Source organism: Arthrobacter sp. UYEF36 (assembly GCF_040547025.1).
GTDB lineage: Bacteria > Actinomycetota > Actinomycetes > Actinomycetales > Micrococcaceae > Arthrobacter.
Genome location: NZ_JBEPOX010000001.1, coordinates 416,116 through 432,828, shown reverse-complemented (window position 1 = coordinate 432,828; position 16,713 = coordinate 416,116). Strand labels below are relative to the sequence as shown.

At 68.2% G+C, this 16,713-nt stretch carries 16 protein-coding genes and 1 riboswitch; of the genes, 8 read left to right on the top strand and 8 right to left on the bottom strand.

The features are described 5' to 3' along the window. Window positions 1-1,086 precede the first annotated feature (1,086 nt). Window positions 1,087-2,307, bottom strand: coding sequence for a molybdopterin-synthase adenylyltransferase MoeB (gene moeB, locus ABIB29_RS02095; RefSeq protein ID WP_354169616.1), 1,221 nt, complete (start codon window positions 2,305-2,307; stop codon window positions 1,087-1,089). An 83-nt stretch (window positions 2,308-2,390) separates the two neighbouring features. Here moeB and ABIB29_RS02090 point away from each other — a divergent pair, with 83 nt between their 5' ends. From ABIB29_RS02090 to ABIB29_RS02080, 3 genes are all read left to right on the top strand, one after another. Next, complete coding sequence (locus ABIB29_RS02090) at window positions 2,391-3,056, top strand: TetR/AcrR family transcriptional regulator (RefSeq protein WP_354169615.1); 666 nt, start codon at window positions 2,391-2,393, stop codon at window positions 3,054-3,056. A 57-nt stretch (window positions 3,057-3,113) separates the two neighbouring features. Then, complete coding sequence (locus ABIB29_RS02085) at window positions 3,114-3,338, top strand: DUF3107 domain-containing protein (RefSeq protein WP_354169613.1); 225 nt, start codon at window positions 3,114-3,116, stop codon at window positions 3,336-3,338. Window positions 3,339-3,407: 69 nt separating this feature from the next. Further along, window positions 3,408-3,710 (top strand): hypothetical protein, encoded by a 303-nt coding sequence (locus tag ABIB29_RS02080; RefSeq protein WP_354169612.1) that lies wholly within the window; start codon window positions 3,408-3,410, stop codon window positions 3,708-3,710. A gap of 30 nt (window positions 3,711-3,740) precedes the next feature. Here the strand turns inward: ABIB29_RS02080 and ABIB29_RS02075 are convergent, their stop codons facing one another. From ABIB29_RS02075 to ABIB29_RS02060, 4 genes are all read right to left on the bottom strand, one after another. After that, window positions 3,741-4,415, bottom strand: a complete 675-nt coding sequence (locus ABIB29_RS02075; RefSeq protein WP_354169610.1) for a 4a-hydroxytetrahydrobiopterin dehydratase — start codon at window positions 4,413-4,415, stop codon at window positions 3,741-3,743. 82 nt (window positions 4,416-4,497) lie between these two features. After that, window positions 4,498-5,316, bottom strand: a complete 819-nt coding sequence (locus tag ABIB29_RS02070) for a thiazole synthase (RefSeq protein WP_354169608.1) — start codon at window positions 5,314-5,316, stop codon at window positions 4,498-4,500. Between the two features lie 5 nt (window positions 5,317-5,321). Continuing rightward, the gene (gene thiS / locus ABIB29_RS02065; protein WP_354169606.1) at window positions 5,322-5,558 is read right to left on the bottom strand and encodes a sulfur carrier protein ThiS; all 237 of its coding nucleotides are present in this window, start codon (window positions 5,556-5,558) and stop codon (window positions 5,322-5,324) included. Continuing rightward, window positions 5,543-6,994 (bottom strand): FAD-dependent oxidoreductase, encoded by a 1,452-nt coding sequence (locus ABIB29_RS02060; protein ID WP_354169604.1) that lies wholly within the window; start codon window positions 6,992-6,994, stop codon window positions 5,543-5,545. The genes thiS and ABIB29_RS02060 overlap by 16 nt, the downstream gene beginning before the upstream one ends. Beyond that, a riboswitch (TPP riboswitch) is annotated at window positions 6,988-7,122 on the bottom strand. Its footprint overlaps the gene before it by 7 nt. A gap of 26 nt (window positions 7,123-7,148) precedes the next feature. Between ABIB29_RS02060 and thiE the strand changes: the two genes are divergently transcribed. After that, on the top strand, window positions 7,149-7,856 hold the full coding sequence (gene thiE, locus ABIB29_RS02055; RefSeq protein WP_354169602.1) for a thiamine phosphate synthase: 708 nt from the start codon (window positions 7,149-7,151) through the stop codon (window positions 7,854-7,856). A 34-nt stretch (window positions 7,857-7,890) separates the two neighbouring features. Here thiE and ABIB29_RS02050 read toward each other — a convergent pair whose 3' ends face one another. Next, window positions 7,891-8,562 carry a ferritin-like fold-containing protein gene (locus ABIB29_RS02050; protein ID WP_354169600.1) on the bottom strand — a complete coding sequence of 224 codons (672 nt, stop codon included), beginning with the start codon at window positions 8,560-8,562 and terminating at the stop codon, window positions 7,891-7,893. Between the two features lie 41 nt (window positions 8,563-8,603). Here ABIB29_RS02050 and ABIB29_RS02045 point away from each other — a divergent pair, with 41 nt between their 5' ends. The 3 genes from ABIB29_RS02045 to ABIB29_RS02035 all read left to right on the top strand — a co-directional run bounded on the left by ABIB29_RS02045 (window position 8,604) and on the right by ABIB29_RS02035 (window position 13,075). Next, complete coding sequence (locus tag ABIB29_RS02045) at window positions 8,604-10,124, top strand: RNB domain-containing ribonuclease (RefSeq protein WP_354169599.1); 1,521 nt, start codon at window positions 8,604-8,606, stop codon at window positions 10,122-10,124. A gap of 300 nt (window positions 10,125-10,424) precedes the next feature. Beyond that, entirely contained in the window at window positions 10,425-12,197 is a 1,773-nt protein-coding gene (locus tag ABIB29_RS02040) for a DEAD/DEAH box helicase (RefSeq protein WP_354169597.1), read from the top strand. An 8-nt stretch (window positions 12,198-12,205) separates the two neighbouring features. Continuing rightward, window positions 12,206-13,075 (top strand): DNA-methyltransferase, encoded by an 870-nt coding sequence (locus ABIB29_RS02035; protein ID WP_354169595.1) that lies wholly within the window; start codon window positions 12,206-12,208, stop codon window positions 13,073-13,075. Between the two features lie 71 nt (window positions 13,076-13,146). Here ABIB29_RS02035 and ABIB29_RS02030 read toward each other — a convergent pair whose 3' ends face one another. Continuing rightward, complete coding sequence (locus ABIB29_RS02030; RefSeq protein ID WP_354169593.1) at window positions 13,147-13,992, bottom strand: PHP domain-containing protein; 846 nt, start codon at window positions 13,990-13,992, stop codon at window positions 13,147-13,149. 92 nt (window positions 13,993-14,084) lie between these two features. Between ABIB29_RS02030 and ABIB29_RS02025 the strand changes: the two genes are divergently transcribed. Next, on the top strand, window positions 14,085-15,668 hold the full coding sequence (locus tag ABIB29_RS02025) for an aminopeptidase P family protein (protein ID WP_354169592.1): 1,584 nt from the start codon (window positions 14,085-14,087) through the stop codon (window positions 15,666-15,668). 114 nt (window positions 15,669-15,782) lie between these two features. On the opposite strand, the gene ABIB29_RS02020 is transcribed toward ABIB29_RS02025, so the two are convergent. Next, entirely contained in the window at window positions 15,783-16,703 is a 921-nt protein-coding gene (locus ABIB29_RS02020; protein WP_354169590.1) for a YflT domain-containing protein, read from the bottom strand. Window positions 16,704-16,713 lie beyond the last annotated feature (10 nt).

Here is a 16,713-nt window from a genome sequence, read left to right as displayed (position 1 = left end):
CATCAAAGATTCCAGGAACCACGTGCCGCTCCCTACTGCACCGGCGCGGCCCGCCGGTGCGATGCCGGCACAGAGATTCGAGAAAATCTGTTGCACTGAGCGTTCCCCAAGCGGGAGTCCGGGGCACTGATCGCTAACGACCTGAGACGAGAATGTTCTCGGTGACCTTGGACCACCCTTCCGATTCCAGTTTGCGGGTGTCGAAGCCGTCCGTGATCAGCATGGTGGACGATGCACTGCCCACTCGAGACCTCGACGATCCGGCCGATGGTGTTCGATCTGCTGCAGCCGGCAATCCACCGGGGATCCTCACCTGGCGGGACAACGGCCACGCAGGCCACCGTGGCATCGTCATTTTCAGCGGCAAAGTACCTGACACCATCCCGGGTGGCGAGCAGGCGGGCGCTGTCCGCCCTCACGTTGTGTTGGAGGGTGACGCCTGGCGGCAGCTTGTCTTCCGGCGTCGCGGCACGGTCCAAGGCCTTTAGCCCGGCTTGGCCCGAGCAGCCGCCCAGCAGCAGTGCTGCGCCGACCACGGCGGCAATAACCGGAAATGGATAACGTGTCATGTCGCTGCCCCCCGGCTATCGATTCCACGAGGGTACACGAAGACGACGACCAAGAGACTTACCAGCACTGAAGCCATCCGCATGGTTCGTTAGGGGACCCCTGAGCGAAACCCGTCCGCGTTGGTGGTGCTTCCGTGCGGTCAACGCCGCGAGAATACCGTCATGACCTCTCATGACACTGACTTCGAGATCCCTTTCACTCCGGTGCCGCGCGACTTTCCTGGGCACCAAATGCCGCTATCAGTACCGCAGGGCATGCGACTCGAGCTGAGCCGCTCACGCCTTGTCAGCGGCCTTGCTCTTATGGGCGAGGAATCGGGTGGGCTCGACGAATCCATCCCTATTGATGCCGACCAATCGCTATATTCCCGCAGCGAAGCCGGAAAGGACCGTGGCGGCCGACCACGCAGGGCTACCGACAGTGCCCCTGCGTAGCGTTTGTCTCCAGACGGCGGAGTCCGGGTCATGGCTAATTTCACTGGCCGCAACTCATCGGCTTCACTTCAAGCTGACCTGGTCAGTAGACCGGCTTGTCCGGTTCCACGTCCCGCACCCAGGCCAGGATTCCGCCGTCGAGGTGGCTGACGCGCTCATAGCCGGCCGCCCGGGCGGCGGCGAGGACGGCCGCGGACCGGGTCCCGGCCTTGCAGTGGAACACGATGTCCGAGTCCTGCGGCAGCTCGTGCCAGGCCTCGCCGGCCAGGATCCGGCCCTGCGGGATCAGCACGGCCCCGTCGATCCGGACGATGTCGTACTCCCCCGTTTCCCGCACATCGACGAGGTGGAAGTCCTTGAGTCCGGCCGTGCGGGAGGCCAGCATCGTGGCCAGTTGCGTTGCCGTCACGGTGTGTTCGGTGCCCGCCTCCGCGGCCGGGGTGATACCGCAGAAAGCCTCATAGTCGGTCAGTTCCGTGATCCGCTCCGCTTCCGGATCCCGGGAGACCCTGATTTCGCGCCAGGTCCCGCCAAGGGCGTCGAAAAGCGCCACGCGGCCCAGCAGGGAACGCCCGACCCCGGTGATCAGTTTGACGGCCTCCGTCACCATGAGCGAACCCACGGCGGCGCAGAGCATCCCGAACACACCGCCTTCCCCGCAGGACGGCACCGAGCCCGCGGGCGGCGCCTCCGGGTACAGGTCCCGGTAAGTGGGGCCGAATTGTTCCCAGAAGACGCTGACCTGCCCGTCGAAGCGGAAAATCGAACCCCAGACGTAGGGTTTGCCGAGGATCGCCGCGGCGTCGTTCACGAGGTAGCGGGTGGCGAAGTTGTCGGCGCCGTCAAGGATGAGGTCGTAGCCGGCAAACAGTTCCAGGGCGTTGGAGGCGTCCAGCCGGACATTGTGCAGCCGGACCTCCACGAGCGGGTTCAGGGCCGCAATGGCGTCGCGCGCCGACTCGATCTTGGGCCGGCCCACGTCCGCCACGCCGTGGATCACCTGGCGCTGGAGGTTGCTCAGGTCCACGGTGTCGTCGTCGACGATTCCCAGCGTTCCCACCCCTGCAGCCGCCAGGTACAGCAGCGCGGGAGAGCCCAGGCCGCCGGCGCCGATCACAAGGACCTTGGCGTTCTTCAGGCGGAGCTGCCCGATCGACCCGATCTCCGGAATAATCAGGTGCCGGGAGTAGCGCTCCACCTCATCCGGGCTCAAGCCGTCGGCCGGTTCCACCAGCGGTCCGGGCGCCCCGGATACTGTTTCCGGAGCTGCGGAGGCTGGGCTGGGGGTGAACTTGGAGGCCATACTTCAATCTATGCCCGAAGATGCCGCCAGGTCATATTACCGGCACGTAAAGTGGACGTAACAGCAAGGAAAGAAGGCCCACAGTGGTTCATCAGGCACCGGTTGAGCGGGGTCATGCCGGAAAGTCACCGGACGTCCCGGCACGCAGCGGACAGCGATCGGCGCGGCTACCCCGCGATGAGCGCCGGGCACAGCTGCTCGCGGCGGCCCAGGAAGTGTTCGTTGCCAACGGCTACCACGGGGCCGCGATGGACGAAATAGCCGAGACCGCCCACGTCAGCAAGCCGGTGCTGTACCAGCACTTCCCGTCCAAACGCGAGCTGTATATGGCCCTGCTGGACAGCCAGCTGAGCAAACTGATCGGGCTGCTGCTCGGGGCCCTGAATTCCACTACGGACAACGATGAGCGCGTCCAGGCGGTCATGCGGGCCTACTTCCGCTTCATCGCCAGCGACGACCAGGCCCACCGCCTCGTTTTCGAATCCGACCTCGTCAATGACGCCGATGTCAGTGCACGGCTGGAAGCCTTCAACAAAACCTTCGCCGACGCCGTCGCCCGGGTCATCGCCGAGGACACCAAGCTGCCCGAACTGGAATCCCAGCTGCTGGGCCGCGGTCTCGCCGGAATGGCTCAGGTCAGCGCCCGGTACTGGCTGGAAACCGACGGGAATCTTGACCTCGATGTGGCCAGCGATCTCATCTACCGTTTAGCTTGGCGCGGAATCTCCCGCTTCCCCAAGGAAACCTAGACTACAAATAGAGATAACACCGAAGAGACGAACTTTGATTGGCTGGGAGGCCTTGCTGTGGAAGTAAAGATCGGCATACAGAACATCGGCCGCGAAATTGTCCTGGAATCGGCCCAAGAGGCCGACGCCGTTGCCAAAGTGGTAGGCGAGGCCATCGCGAAGGGCACGGAGCTGCGCCTGACCGACGAAAAGGGCCGCCAGATCATCATTCCCGCGAACGTCCTGGGCTATGTTGAAATCGGCGCCGAGGAAACACGCCGCGTCGGTTTCGGCGCGCTCTAACCACCAGCCCCACCTGCGCGCCGGCAGCACCGCTGCCGGCCGGTCCCCCGATCCGCAAGGAGTCCCGACGTGCTTTCCCTGATTGTGGTCGCCCTGGTAACCGTGGCCGCGGGCTTTGTGGTGTGGGCCAACGACAAGCGCCACGCCAAGTACGGCATCGCCGTGCCGGCCGGGGTATCACTAACCGTCGGGATGCTGAGCTGGATCGCCTTCATGGCCGCCGGGCTCGGCTACCAGCCGGGGCTGACCTGGATTCCATGGGTGCTGCCCATGGTCCTGGGCGCCGCCGCCTCCGTGGCGGCCGTGCTGTACCTCGGCAAAACCCGCACCAGCCGCGACACCGCCCGGCTCACCGCCATCCTGCGCTACTAGCCCGCCGGGCAGCGGGCCGGTTGCCGGAGCTCATGCCTCCGGCACACCGGCTCCGTGGCCGGCTTCGGTGCACAGGCACAGCTGGTTTCCCTGCGCATCCGTGACCACCACCCAGTTGGGTGCGTGGTCACGGTTCATTAACGCCCCGGCGGCCGCAGTTTTCGCCAGCACGGGCCCCGACTCGGCCCTGCTTCGGTGAATATCCAGGTGCACCCGGTTGGGGCTGGGAGTGGATGTCTCCTGGAACCAGAGCGTAGGGCCACGCCCGAACGGGTCCACCAGGTCATTCGCGCCGCCCCGGCGGTAGCCGAGGGCCACCCGCCAGACCTCCGCGATGGCGGCCGGATCCTCGGAGTCGATGGCCACCTCCACAGTCCGGTACAGGCCCGGTTCCGCGGTGGCGCCGACTCCGGCTGCTGCCGCACCGGCGGCAGCTGCGGCCGCGACGTCCCGCCGTGTGACCTCGTCCCCGGCGTCGTGGGAGCTGTAACGCAGGAAGACCCGGTTGTAGCGCCAATCCAGGTCCGGGTGGTGGTTCTGCTCCTCGGCCAAGCGTCCGACGGCGGCAATCAGCTCCAGCGCCGCGGCCGCCGTCGGTGCCTTGTAGGCCGTGACGAGACCACCGAGCCGGTATCTCCAGTCCGGCAGCTCTGCCAGGGCGGCGTCGACCTGGCTCTCGTTGAGGATGTCGTCGGGGGTTGCCATGGCGGGCTCCTTTGCTGCGTCGGGCCGGGCCTTCCGCTGCATGGCCCCGACCGCAGGGTGTGCGGGCTGGGCTGGTCCGGCCCTAGAGGAATTCGGCCCGGCCCTCCATTGCCGAGGACGCCAGAGCGTGCTCCCGGCGCGGGATCCTGCCGGCCCTTTTGGCCAGCCTACCGGCGATCACCGCGTGCTTGAAGGCCTCCCCCATCAGCACCGGATTCTGCGCGCGGGTCACGGCCGTGGCCAGCAGCACGGCGTCGCAGCCAAGCTCCATGGCCAGGGCGGCGTCGGAGGCGGTGCCGATCCCGGCGTCCAGGACCACGGGCACGGAGGCCCGCGAAACGATCAGCTCGATGTTGTGCGGATTCAGGATGCCCAGGCCGGTACCGATCGGCGCGCCCAGGGGCATCACCGCGGCGGCGCCAAGGTTTTCCAGCCGCAGGGCCAGCACCGGGTCGTCATTGGTGTAGGCAAAGACCTTGAACCCGCGGCCCACGAGCAGTTCGGTGGCCTCGACGAGTTCCACGGCATCCGGCAGCAGGGTGTGCTCGTCCGCTATGACTTCCAGCTTCACCCAGTCCGTTTCGAGGGCTTCGCGGGCCAGTTCGGCCGTCAGCACGGCGTCCTTGGCGGTGAAGCAGCCCGCGGTATTGGGCAGCACCCGGATGTTGTGGTCCAGCAGCAGCTGGAACAGCGACCCGGCTTCCGCGGGCGAGTAGCGCCGCATCGCGACGGTGGTCAGCTCGGTGCCGGAGGCCAGCAGCGCGGCCCCCAGACCGTCCAGGCTCGGCGCCCCGCCGGTGCCCATGATCAGCCGCGACCCCAGCTGCACGCCGTCGACCGTAAAGGGATCTGTCGCCGCCGGTGAGACCGCTTGGACCGTGACCCGTGTGGTTTCCGCCATGTTGCTCATCCTCCCTGTACCGCCGTGACCAGCTCGATGTCGTCGCCGTCGGCGAGCGCGGTGCCGTGCCATTGGCTGCGGGGAACCACCTCCGCGTTGCGGGCCACGGCGACCCCAAGTTTGCCGCCGTCCGCAGATTGGCCGTTCGGGGCCAGCGACCGGCCGGTGACCTGGCTGACGAGGGTGCTGACCGAGGCGCCGTCGGCGAGCGAGTGCTCTGTTCCGTTCAGTCTGATGCGCATACCGTTTCCTTGCTGTGCTCAGGGGTGGTGTCGAGGTGGGTGGTGTCCCGGTGGGCTGTTTCCGGCGGTCCGGTGACCGGCGTGCCGGTGGCGAATCTGTCAGGCCGGAAGTGCGCCCAGCGGGGGTCCGCGACGCCGTCCAGCAGTTGCCGGCAGATCTCCGCGGCAGCGGGGGTAAGCAGGATGCCGTGCCGGAAGAACCCGGTGGCGATGATGAGCCCCGCAACGTCCCCGTGCTGCGGATCAGCGACCCGGCCCAGCAGCGGCGCATTGTCCGGGGTCCCGGGCCGGGCCCGCGCCGTGGCCTCGAGCAGTTCCAGTTCGGCGACGGCGGGGACCAGCTGCTGCGCGTCGCGCAGCAGCTGGTAGACGCCGCCCGCGGACACGGCGCCGCCGGAGGGGTTGCCGCCAGCCGCGTTGCCGCCAGAGGGGTTGCCGCCAGCAGCGTTACCGCCAGCCGGGTTGCCGCGGTCCGAGGCTTCCGTCTGGCTGTCGGATCCGAGGTCATCTTCCCGCTGGGTGGCTCCGATCACCACGGTGCCGTCCTGCCGGGGAACGAGGTAGACCGGCACCCCACGGACCAGTCCCCGCACCGTTGAGGTCAGCAGCGGCCGCAGTTTTTCCGGCACCCGGAGCCGGAGGATGTCGCCGTGGACCGGCCGCAGCGGCAACCGGAGTCCGGCGGGCAGGCCCTTGAGTGCGGCGGCGCCCAGGCCGTTGGCCACAATGGTTTCTTTGGCCCGGACCGTACCGCCGCCGACCAAGCTGGCACCCGCCACCCGTCCGTCCGCCCAGAGCAGCCCGGAAGCGCGCCGGCTGATGATCCGGCAGCGGCTGTCGGCGGCCAGGAGCCCGCCGATCCGGGCGAGCAGGCGGCGGGGGTCCACCTGGTGGTCGGCGGGAATGTCGAAAGCGCAGGAGATGCCCGGGCTCAGGAGCGGCTCACGCAGTCGCGCCTCGCGGACGGTCAGCGGCTCGACAGCGAGGCCGTACGCCTGCTGGACGGCGCGCAGGTCCGCGAGCGCCCGGCGGTCGGCGGCGTCGGCCCCGACGGCGAGGGTCGGCGTCGTGAGGTAACCCGTGCCGGTGTCCGTCCCGGCACGCCCGGCTCCACCATCCGCTCCGGCGTCCAGTCCGGCGGCGAAAGCCGGCCAAAGGCGGGAGGATTCCAGCATGAGTTCGAGGAGGGCTTCCTCCTGGTAGTGCAGTTCACTCACCGGGGCGAGCATGCCGGCGGCCGCCCAGCTGGCGCCGCTTCCGGGGGCGTCGTCGATCAGGGCGACCGACCGGCCCGAGAGTCGCGCTACCCAGGCGATCCCGTGGCCGACGACTCCGCCGCCGATCACGGCAACGTCGTAACATTCCGGGGTTTGGGCGTCATCGGCCAGCGCTGCTTTAGGTCCCGCGGGCGTGCCGCGGGCGGATGTGGGGCACATGAAGGATTCCTTCCCTACGCCGGTACTAACCGGATCAGGTCAAGCGGTCGGCTCTGACGCCCTCTCAGCCCGCCCGCGCCGGACGCCTGTGGCGTGATCGGCTGCGGCGGGCTCCCGCGGTATTCGCCCAGTTTAGAGGAACTAGGCTGAAAGCATGAGCCAGGATGCCGCCCACGCCACTGCCCGCCTTTACCTCTGCACCGGGGCCCGCCAGGACCGGGGCGACTTTGCGGACTTCGTGGACGCGGCCTTTGCCGGCGGCGTTGACATCATCCAGCTGCGCGACAAGTCCCTGGAGGCAGCCGAGGAGCTGGAACTCCTGGAGGTTTTGCACCAGGCGGCCCGCCGACACGACCGTCTCTGGGCCGTCAACGACCGGGCGGACCTCGCCTCGCTCTCCGGGGCGCCGGTGTTCCACATCGGGCAAAAGGACATCCCCCTCGGGGCTGCCCGGGACTTCCTGGGCGAGGACACCGCGATCGGGCTCTCCACCCACAGCCCGGACCAGGTGGACACAGCCATTGCCGCCTCCACCGGCCCCCATGGCCTGGACTACTTCTGTGCCGGGCCGGTGTGGGCCACACCCACCAAGCCGGGGCGCGCCGCCGTCGGACTTGACCTGGTGCGCTACGCGGCCGACGCGACCCGCCGGGCATCGGCCCTGGTCGATGGCGAAGTCGAGCGCGAAGTCGCGGGCGAGGTGCCGTGGTTCGCGATCGGCGGCATTGACCTTGGAAATGTGGAGCAGGTGGTGGAGGCGGGCGCGCGGAGAATCGTGGTGGTCCGCGCCATCACCGAAGCCGACAATCCCGCGGACGCTGCCCGGGCCCTGCTCGCGGCACTCGACGCCGCGGAGAACTGAGCGAGGGAAACTGAAGCCGGTCCGGGCCGTCCGTTCAGCCGGCCAGGCCGAGCTCGGTCATCCGGCGTGAGTGGTTCGCCGCCAGTCCCCCCATCAACTCGCGGACCAGTTCCTTGGACCGGTCCTCGTCCGCGCCGATCAGGCCCCCGATGAAGGCGTGCTCAAAACTCACCCGCTGCGCCTGGGTCAGTGCTTCCCCGAGCAGCCGCCTCGCCCACAGCGCCAGCCGCGAGGCGAGCCGTGGGTCGTCGGCAAGGGCTGTCTTGATCCGCTCCCGCAGCACCGCCGTCGATCCCCCATCGGACTGGATCTGCTCCACCAGGGGCCGGGTTCCGGCGTCGACGTAGCGGGAAATGGCGCGGTAGAAATCGACGGAGAGGGTGTCTATGACGTACGCCTTCATCAGGCATTCGTACCAGTCCGCCGGCCGGGTGCGTTCGTGGAAGTGGTCCACGGACGGTTGGAACGGCAGCATGGCGGCCTCCGCGTCCAAGCCCATGGCGTCGAGTTTGGCGCTCACCAGCTCATAGTGCTGGAACTCGATCACGGCGAGCCGGCCGAGCACCGCACGGTCGTGCAGGGTGGGTGAATACCGTGCATCGGAGGAGAGTCGTTCGAAGGCGGAAAGCTCGCCGTAGGCCATCACGCCGAGCAGATCCATCAGGAAGCTGTTGTAACGGGCAGGATCGGCCGGGGATGTGCTCATGATCCAAGACTAATGGCGTAAATGAAGCTAATCTGATTTTCGTGTCCCATCATCGCTTGACCCCCAGTGTCCACCAGCAGAAGAACCAACTGGCCGAGGCGCTCAACGCGCTGCGCACGACGCTGGAGCTGCCGGGCCCCTTCCCTGAGGACGCACTCCGGGAAGCCAAGGAGGCAGTCGCCGGGCATGAGCTGCCGGAGCTGGACTTCACGCACATCGCGTTTGTGACCATCGATCCGGCGTCCTCCACCGACCTGGACCAGGCCCTCTTCATTGACCGTTCCGGTGAGGGCTATAAGGTCTTCTACGCGATCGCCGACGTCCCCTCCTTCGTGGCCCCTGGCGGGGCCCTCGACGCGGAAACCCGCCGCCGCGGCCAGACCTTCTACACTCCGGACGGCCGGATTCCACTGCATCCGGAAATCATCAGCGAAGAAGCCGGCAGCCTGCTGGCCGGCCAGCACTGCGCTGCGTTTGTCTGGGAATTCGAGCTGGATGCCGCGGCCGAGGTGTCCGCGGTGCTGGTCCGCCGTGCAACCGTCCGCAGCCAGGCGAAGCTCAACTACCGCGGGGTGCAGGCCGAGCTCGACGCCGGCACCGCCGCGCCCGTGCTGCAGCTGCTCAAGGAAGTCGGGATAAAGCGGGTTGAGCTGGAACGGCTCCGCGGCGGCGCCAGCCTGAACATGCCGGAACAGGAAATCGAACAGCTGCCCGACGGCGGCTACCGGATCGCCGCCGCGCCGCCGCTGCCCGTGGAGGACTGGAACGCCCAGATCTCCCTGATGACGGGGATGGCCGCCGCGGAGATCATGCTGGCGGGCAAGGTCGGCATCCTGCGCACCATGCCGGCCCCGGATGAGGCCTCGCTGGCGCATTTCCACCGCCAGACCCGCGCCCTGGGCAAGCCCTGGGACGGCGAAGTCAGCTACGGCGAGTACCTGCGCACCCTCGATCCGACGGACCCCAGGCAGCTGGCGATCGTGCACTCGGCCGGCATGCTATTCCGCGGCGCCGGTTACACCCCCTTCGACGGGACCGTGCCCGAGGCCGCCACCCAGGCCGCCATCGGCGCTGCCTATGCCCACTCCACCGCCCCGCTGCGCCGGCTGATCGACCGGTTCGTCCTGGTGATCTGCGAGGCGCTGAGCAACGGCGCGGCTGTCCCGGACTGGGCCCGGGAGGCCCTTCCCTCCCTTCCGTCGATCATGGCGACCTCGGACCAACTGGCCGCCAAACTGGAGCGGCTCTCCCTCGATACCGTCGAGGCGGCGCTCCTGGTGAACCACGTCGGGCAGGAGTTCGACGCCGTCGTCATTTCCGGTTCCAAACCCGCCGGGAACGGAAAGAACAGGAACGGGAAAAACGCGAACGGAAAGAACGGCAACGGAGGAGGCGGCACCAAGCCGGGAAACGGCAACGGACCCTCCGGGATTGTGCAGATCGCCGAGCCCGCGGTCACCGCCCGCTGCCCCGGCGAACTGGAACCCGGCACCCAGGTCCGGGTGCGGATCGTGTCCTCGGACATTGCCACCCGCGAGGTCCGGCTGGAGCTGGTGGGCTAAGCGATCGGTTGCGCTCCCGCGCGCCGCCTGCGGTGTCAGTCGAGGATCCTGGCTGCGTGCGGCTAGACTGGAAGGGTAGATATGGATGCCCGGTCGTTGATTTCCTTGATTTTCGAACTCAACAAGCCCGCCCCTACGCGATCTTGAGATAGACCCGCTGGTCCCCAGTGCCAGCATTTAGATAGCCCGCGATCGGCTTCCACTGGAATTGCTTGCGTGCCTGAGCGTGCTCCGGAACGGCCACCCGGCCGGCCCCGTTGAGCAAGCAGCGCAGCCCAAAATGAATAAGGAAACTCCCAGTTGAGTGAATTGCACACGCACCAGCTTCTGACCGACGAATCCGGAACGGAAACGCTCGAGCCGGAAGAGACCATCATCTCGGACGAGAAGCCGCACGAGATCGCCGAGAAAACCTTCGCTGACTTCAACGTCCGCGCCGACATCGTGGAGTCGCTGGCCGACGCCGGCATCACCCACCCCTTCCCGATCCAGGCCATGACCCTGCCGGTCGCCCTCAGCGGCCACGACATCATCGGCCAGGCCAAGACCGGCACCGGCAAGACCCTCGGCTTCGGCATCCCGGCGCTGCAGCGCGTCGTTGGACCGGACGATGCAGGCTATGACTCGCTGGCCGCACCCGGCGCCCCGCAGGCCCTCGTGATCGTGCCGACCCGCGAACTCGCCGTCCAGGTTGCCAATGACCTGCAGAACGCCGCCCGCAAGCGCAACGCCCGCATCACCACGATCTACGGCGGCCGTGCCTACGAGCCGCAGGTCGAGGCCCTGCAGAAGGGCGTCGAGGTCGTCGTCGGCACCCCCGGCCGCCTCATCGACCTGTACAAGCAGAAGCACCTCGTGCTGAAGAACGTCAAGATGGTCATCCTTGACGAGGCCGACGAAATGCTGGACCTCGGCTTCCTGCCCGACGTCGAGACCCTCATCGCCGGCACCCCGCCGGTCCGCCAGACCCTGCTGTTCTCGGCCACCATGCCCGGCCCGGTCGTCGCCATGGCGCGCCGCTACATGACCAAGCCGACCCACATCCGCGCCGCCGACCCGGACGACGAGGGCCTCACCAAGCGCGACATCCGCCAGCTGATCTACCGTGCCCACAGCATGGACAAGATCGAGGTCGTCGCCCGCATCCTGCAGGCCCGCGGCCGCGGCCGCACCATCATCTTCACCAAAACCAAGCGCACCGCCGCCAAGGTTGCCGAGGAACTCGTGGACCGCGGCTTCGCGGCGGCCGCCATCCACGGCGACCTCGGCCAGGGCGCCCGCGAGCAGGCCCTGCGCGCCTTCCGCAACAACAAGGTGGACGTCCTCGTTGCCACCGACGTTGCCGCCCGCGGCATCGACGTCGACGACGTCACCCACGTCATCAACTACCAGTGCGTTGAAGACGAAAAGATCTACCTGCACCGCGTGGGCCGCACCGGCCGCGCCGGCAACAAGGGCACGGCCGTGACCTTCGTTGACTGGGACGACATGCCCCGCTGGGGCCTGATTAACAAGGCCTTGGGCCTGAGCGTTCCGGAGCCCGTGGAAACCTACTCCTCCTCGCCGCACCTCTTCGAGGAGCTCGACATCCCCGAGGGCACCAAGGGCCGGCTGCCCCGCGACAAGCGCGTGCTGGCCGGCGTCGACGCCGAGGTCCTGGAGGACCTGGGCGAGACCGGCAAGAAGAACGCCCCCCGCACGGGACAGAGCACCGGCGGACGCGACAGCGCCCGCACCGGCGGACGCGACGCCGGCGCCACCGCCGGCGGTCGTGACGGCGGCCGCACCGCCGGCGGCCGCACCGCCGGCGGCAGCCGCGACACCCGCCGCAGCGGCGGCGCCACCGCCGGCAAGGACAGCGGACGCTCCGGTGACCGCCGTCGTCGTCCGGCCGAGGCTGAAGCCAGCACCGGCCCCGCCGCCGAGGCGCCGGCCAGGTCCGCCGCGGCTGCGCCGACCGAGGTCGACCGCGCCACCCGCGCACGCCGTCGCACGCGCACCCGCCGCCACAACGGCGAAGTGGTTGCCGGCGAGGCACAGGCCGGGGCTCCGGCAGGCAGCACCGAGGCCTAAACCCCCTCATGACTGACACCGTCTGGGCGCCGGACGGCAGCAATTTGGTGGTACACGCGGACAACGCGGCGTACCTCCCGACGCTGCCGGACGGCGCCTTCACACTCATTTACGTGGATCCGCCCTTCAACACCGGCCGGGTCCAGAAGCGCCAGGAAACCAGGATGGTGCTCAACGCCGGCGGCGACGGCGACCGGGTGGGGTTCAAGGGCCGCTCCTATGACACGATCAAGGGCGCGCTGCACAAGTACGACGATGCGTTCAGCGACTACTGGACCTTCCTGGAACCGCGCCTCGTCGAGGCCTGGCGGCTGCTCGCCGATGACGGCACCCTCTACCTGCACCTGGACTACCGTGAGGTGCACTACGCCAAGGTCATGCTCGACGCCATCTTCGGCCGCGAGTGCTTCCTGAACGAGATCATCTGGGCCTACGACTACGGCGCCCGCGCCAAGTACCGCTGGCCCACCAAGCACGACAACATCCTCGTGTACGTCAAGAACCCGGCGAAATACCACTTCGACAGTGCCGAAGTGGACCGGGAGCCCTACATGGCGCCCGGACTCGTGACTCCGGCCAAACGCGAACTCGGCAAGCTGCCCACCGACGTCTGGTGGCACACCATCGTCTCCCCCACCGGCAAGGAAAAGACCGGTTACCCGACGCAGAAGCCCGAAGGGCTGATCCGCCGCGTGGTGGCTGCCTCCAGCCGCCCCGGGGACTGGTGCCTGGACTTCTTCGCCGGCTCGGGCACCCTCGGCGCCGTCGCCGCGAAGCTCGACCGCAGGTTTGTCTGCGTGGACCAGAACCAGCCGGCCATCGACGTCATGGCCAAGCGGCTCGCCCCGCATGCCGCCTTCACTGTCTTTCCACGGTAGCCCGTTGCGCTATCCCTTTTGGTGGCCATTCCGGCCTGATGGGGACCAGGACTGATAGGTCAACGGGTCAGTCAGCGCACCACCGGGGTGCCGGTTCCCAGTTCCTCGATCCGGGCAAACACTTCGGGCGAGGTCAGGTTCTCGCCCAGCCGGTTCGGCTTCCCGGCCCCGTGGTAGTCGGAGGACCCTGTGACCAGCAGCCCGTGCCGGTCCGCGAGCTTGCGCAGGAACGCCCGGCCCTCCTCGGGATTGTCGCGGTGGTTGATTTCCAGCCCGGCCAGGCCGGCGTCGATCATTTCCTGGTAGATGCTCTCCCCCACGATCCGCCCGCGGGCGGATGCCACCGGGTGGGCGAACACCGGCACCCCGCCGGCGGCGCGGACCAGTTCGACGGCGAACGCCGGGTCCGGCGCGTAGTGCTGCACGAAGTAGCGTGAGCGTGAGGTCAGGATGGAATCGAACGCCTCGGTGCGGTCCGCCACCACGCCCGCGGCGACGAGGGCGTCGGCGATGTGCGGGCGGCCCAGGGTCGCGCCGGGAGCCACATGGTGGATGACGTCGTCCCAGCTCAGCGGGTAATCCTCGGCGAGCAGGCTGACCATCCGCTCGGCCCGGGTGAAGCGGGCATCCTTGGCCTTGGTGATCTCCTCCAGCAGCCCGGGGTGCGCCGGGTCGTGCAGGTAGCAGAGAAGGTGCACGCTGATCCCCTCCATCGTCCGGCAGGAAATCTCCATCCCGGGAACCAGCGCCACGCCGTGCGCGCGGGCGGCGAGGGTGGCCTCGGCCCAGCCGTCGGTGGAGTCATGGTCGGTCAGGGCGACGACGTCGAGCCCCGCCTCCGCCGCTGAAGCCATCACCGCGCCGGGCGCCTGGGTGCCGTCGGATACATTCGAGTGGGTATGCAGGTCGATCCTCACCTCACCAGCCTAGTAGATCGCCGCCGCGGCGCCCCGGGCTGGACGCCGCGGCCTGTTGGCCTAAGCCGCTGCGCTGGTGAGACTATGGGACGGTGAAAGATGCAGATAACACCCAAGTCTCCGCTTCCCAGCCCCTCGATGAGCGCGTCAACAACCGCTCGCAGCGGCCCAGCTCCGACGCTTTCAAGGCGTTTATGGCCAGCAACTGGGCCCCGTCCCGCGAGCAGCTCCCGGAACGCGACGCCGTCGCCGGCCACGCCGCCACCCGCCGGCGCGCCATCTCAGAGCAGTTCAAAGGCGAACGCCTGGTCATCCCCGCCGGTCCGCTGAAGGTCCGCTCGAACGACTGCGACTACCGCTTCCGCCCGCACTCCGGCTTCGCGCACCTCACCGGACTGGGCCTGGACCACGAGCCCGACGCCGTGCTCATCCTGGAACCCGTGGAGGCAGGCAAGGGCGACGACGGCGGCCACCACCACGCGACGCTGTACTTCCGCCCGCTGGCCGGCCGCGACACCGAGCAGTTCTATGCCGACTCCCGTTCCGGCGAATTCTGGATCGGCGCCCGTCCCAGCCTGGCCGAGTTCAAAGCCCGCCTGGGCCTGGACACCGCGGACATCAGCGAACTCGAACTGGGGATCACCAAGAACGTGGGCGCCCCCGAAATCGGCGGGATCTCCATCCGGCTGGTCCGGAAGGTGGACGAGAACATCGACGCCCTGGTGGATACCGCCCGCTACAACACCGCCAAGGACCCGGAGAACCTGGACTTGGGCATCCTGGACGCCCTGGACGAGAAGCTCTCCGAGGCCCTCTCCGAACTGCGCCTGCTCAAGGATGAGTGGGAAATCGAACAGATGAAGACCGCCGTTGCCGCCACGGTGCAGGGCTTCACCGAGGTCGTCAAGATCCTGCCGCGGGCACTCACCCACCAGCGCGGCGAGCGGGTTGTGGAGGGCGCGTTCTTCGCGCGTGCCCGGGAGGAAGGCAACGAGCTCGGCTATGACACCATCGCGGCCTCCGGCAACAACGCCACGGTGCTGCACTGGACCCGGAACACTGGCAAGGTCAACGCCGGCGAACTGCTGCTGCTCGACGCCGGGGTGGAGGCGGATTCGCTCTACACCGCGGACATCACGCGCACCCTGCCGGCCAACGGCACCTTCTCCGAGGTCCAGCGCAAGGTCTACGAGGCTGTGCTGGACGCCGCCGACGCCGGATTTGCCGCCGCCCAGCCCGGTACCCGGTTCCGCGACATCCACACCGCTGCTACGACTGTGCTGGCGGAACGGCTCGCCGCCTGGGGCCTGCTGCCGGTCTCCGTGGAGGAAGCCATCAGCGCCGAGGGCCAGCAGCACCGACGCTGGATGCCGCACGGCACGAGCCACCACCTCGGCCTCGACGTGCACGACTGCGCCCAGGCCAAGCGCGAACTGTACCTCGACGGCGTCCTCACCCCCGGCATGGTCTTCACGATCGAACCCGGGCTGTACTTCAAGGACGAGGATCTCGCGATTCCGGCGGAATACCGCGGAATCGGCGTCCGCATCGAGGACGACATCCTGATGACCGCCGACGGCCCGGTCAACCTCAGCGCGGCCCTGCCCCGCAAGGCCGACGACGTCGAGTCCTGGATGGCGGGGATCTACCAGGAAGTTGACGGCCCGTCGGCGTAGTCCTGTTCCTGACGGTTCTCACCTTGGCCGTCACTTCCGCTGACCCGCAGCGCTGCTGACACGAAGAAGGCCTCCGCCCGGATCTTTCCGGGTGGAGGCCTTCTGCGTTGCCGGTTAGTGCTGCGAACTGCCCTCGTCGGGACCCTGCTTGGGCTCATCGGTGACGCGGACCCCGTATTGCGGGCGGCCGTCCGGCAGGTCCGGGTAGGCGAACCCGGCGGACTTGGGGGCCTCTTCCGGGCCCGGCCCGGCATCAGCAGAGGCTGCCGGCTGCCGGGACGGTTCAGCGTGCTGGCCGGCGGCCGGCTGCGCACCGGGCTGGTGTGCACCCGGCTGTCCGCCGGGCTGCTGTCCGCCGGCGTCGGGGCTCCGCTGGCCGTAGGGGTCGTTCCACGCCGCGGGGCGCTGCGGGGCGTGGCCCTGCGGGCCCGGCTGCTGGGCATCCTGCCCGGGACCCGGCTGATACGGCTGATGCTGGTAGTCGCGCTGGGAGTAACCGGCTGATCCGGCGGACGCCGAAGCGTCATGCTGGGTCATCGGAAGCTGGTGGAGCAGCCGCCGCGCCTCGTTCGCCGCCTCAAAGGACACCACAACGTCATAGTTGGTTGCCACCACCTGGCTCGTGGAGGTGAAGTCGCGCTTGCCCTTCTGCATGGCATAAGTGACGATGCCGAACAGCATAAAGAAGGCCGCGCCCATCAGCACCGACGTCACAATCGAGAAGGCACCGTCGGTCGTGGAGAAGAAGGAGAGCATGATGCCCACGAACAGGCCGAACCACATGCCGCTCAGCGCACCCGACAGGGCAACCCTTGGGTAGGTCAACCGGCCGGTAACCCGCTCCACCATCTTCAGCTCGTTACCGACGATCGAGACCATCTGCACGGGAAACTGCTGGTCCGCGAGGTAGTCCACCGCCTTCTGGGCATCCAGGTAGGAGTTATAGGAACCAACAGTGTCGCCCTTGGGGACAGTGCGGGCCTCGTCCGGGCCGTTGGGCGCGCCAGCCCTGGGAGCACCAAAAATGTTTGACATACGCCTATTC

Bases quoted from the DNA above. Each gene is read 5' to 3' on its own strand.
- thiE (WP_354169602.1), top strand. From the start codon at position 7,149: ATGAGCCAGGATGCCGCCCACGCCACTGCCCGCCTTTACCTCTGCACC.
- ABIB29_RS02050 (WP_354169600.1), bottom strand. From the start codon at position 8,562: ATGAGCACATCCCCGGCCGATCCTGCCCGTTACAACAGCTTCCTGATG.
- ABIB29_RS02020 (WP_354169590.1), bottom strand. From the start codon at position 16,703: ATGTCAAACATTTTTGGTGCTCCCAGGGCTGGCGCGCCCAACGGCCCG.
- ABIB29_RS02070 (WP_354169608.1), bottom strand. From the start codon at position 5,316: ATGGCGGAAACCACACGGGTCACGGTCCAAGCGGTCTCACCGGCGGCG.
- ABIB29_RS02060 (WP_354169604.1), bottom strand. From the start codon at position 6,994: ATGTGCCCCACATCCGCCCGCGGCACGCCCGCGGGACCTAAAGCAGCG.
- ABIB29_RS02075 (WP_354169610.1), bottom strand. From the start codon at position 4,415: ATGGCAACCCCCGACGACATCCTCAACGAGAGCCAGGTCGACGCCGCC.
- moeB (WP_354169616.1), bottom strand. From the start codon at position 2,307: ATGGCCTCCAAGTTCACCCCCAGCCCAGCCTCCGCAGCTCCGGAAACA.
- ABIB29_RS02035 (WP_354169595.1), top strand. From the start codon at position 12,206: ATGACTGACACCGTCTGGGCGCCGGACGGCAGCAATTTGGTGGTACAC.
- thiS (WP_354169606.1), bottom strand. From the start codon at position 5,558: ATGCGCATCAGACTGAACGGAACAGAGCACTCGCTCGCCGACGGCGCC.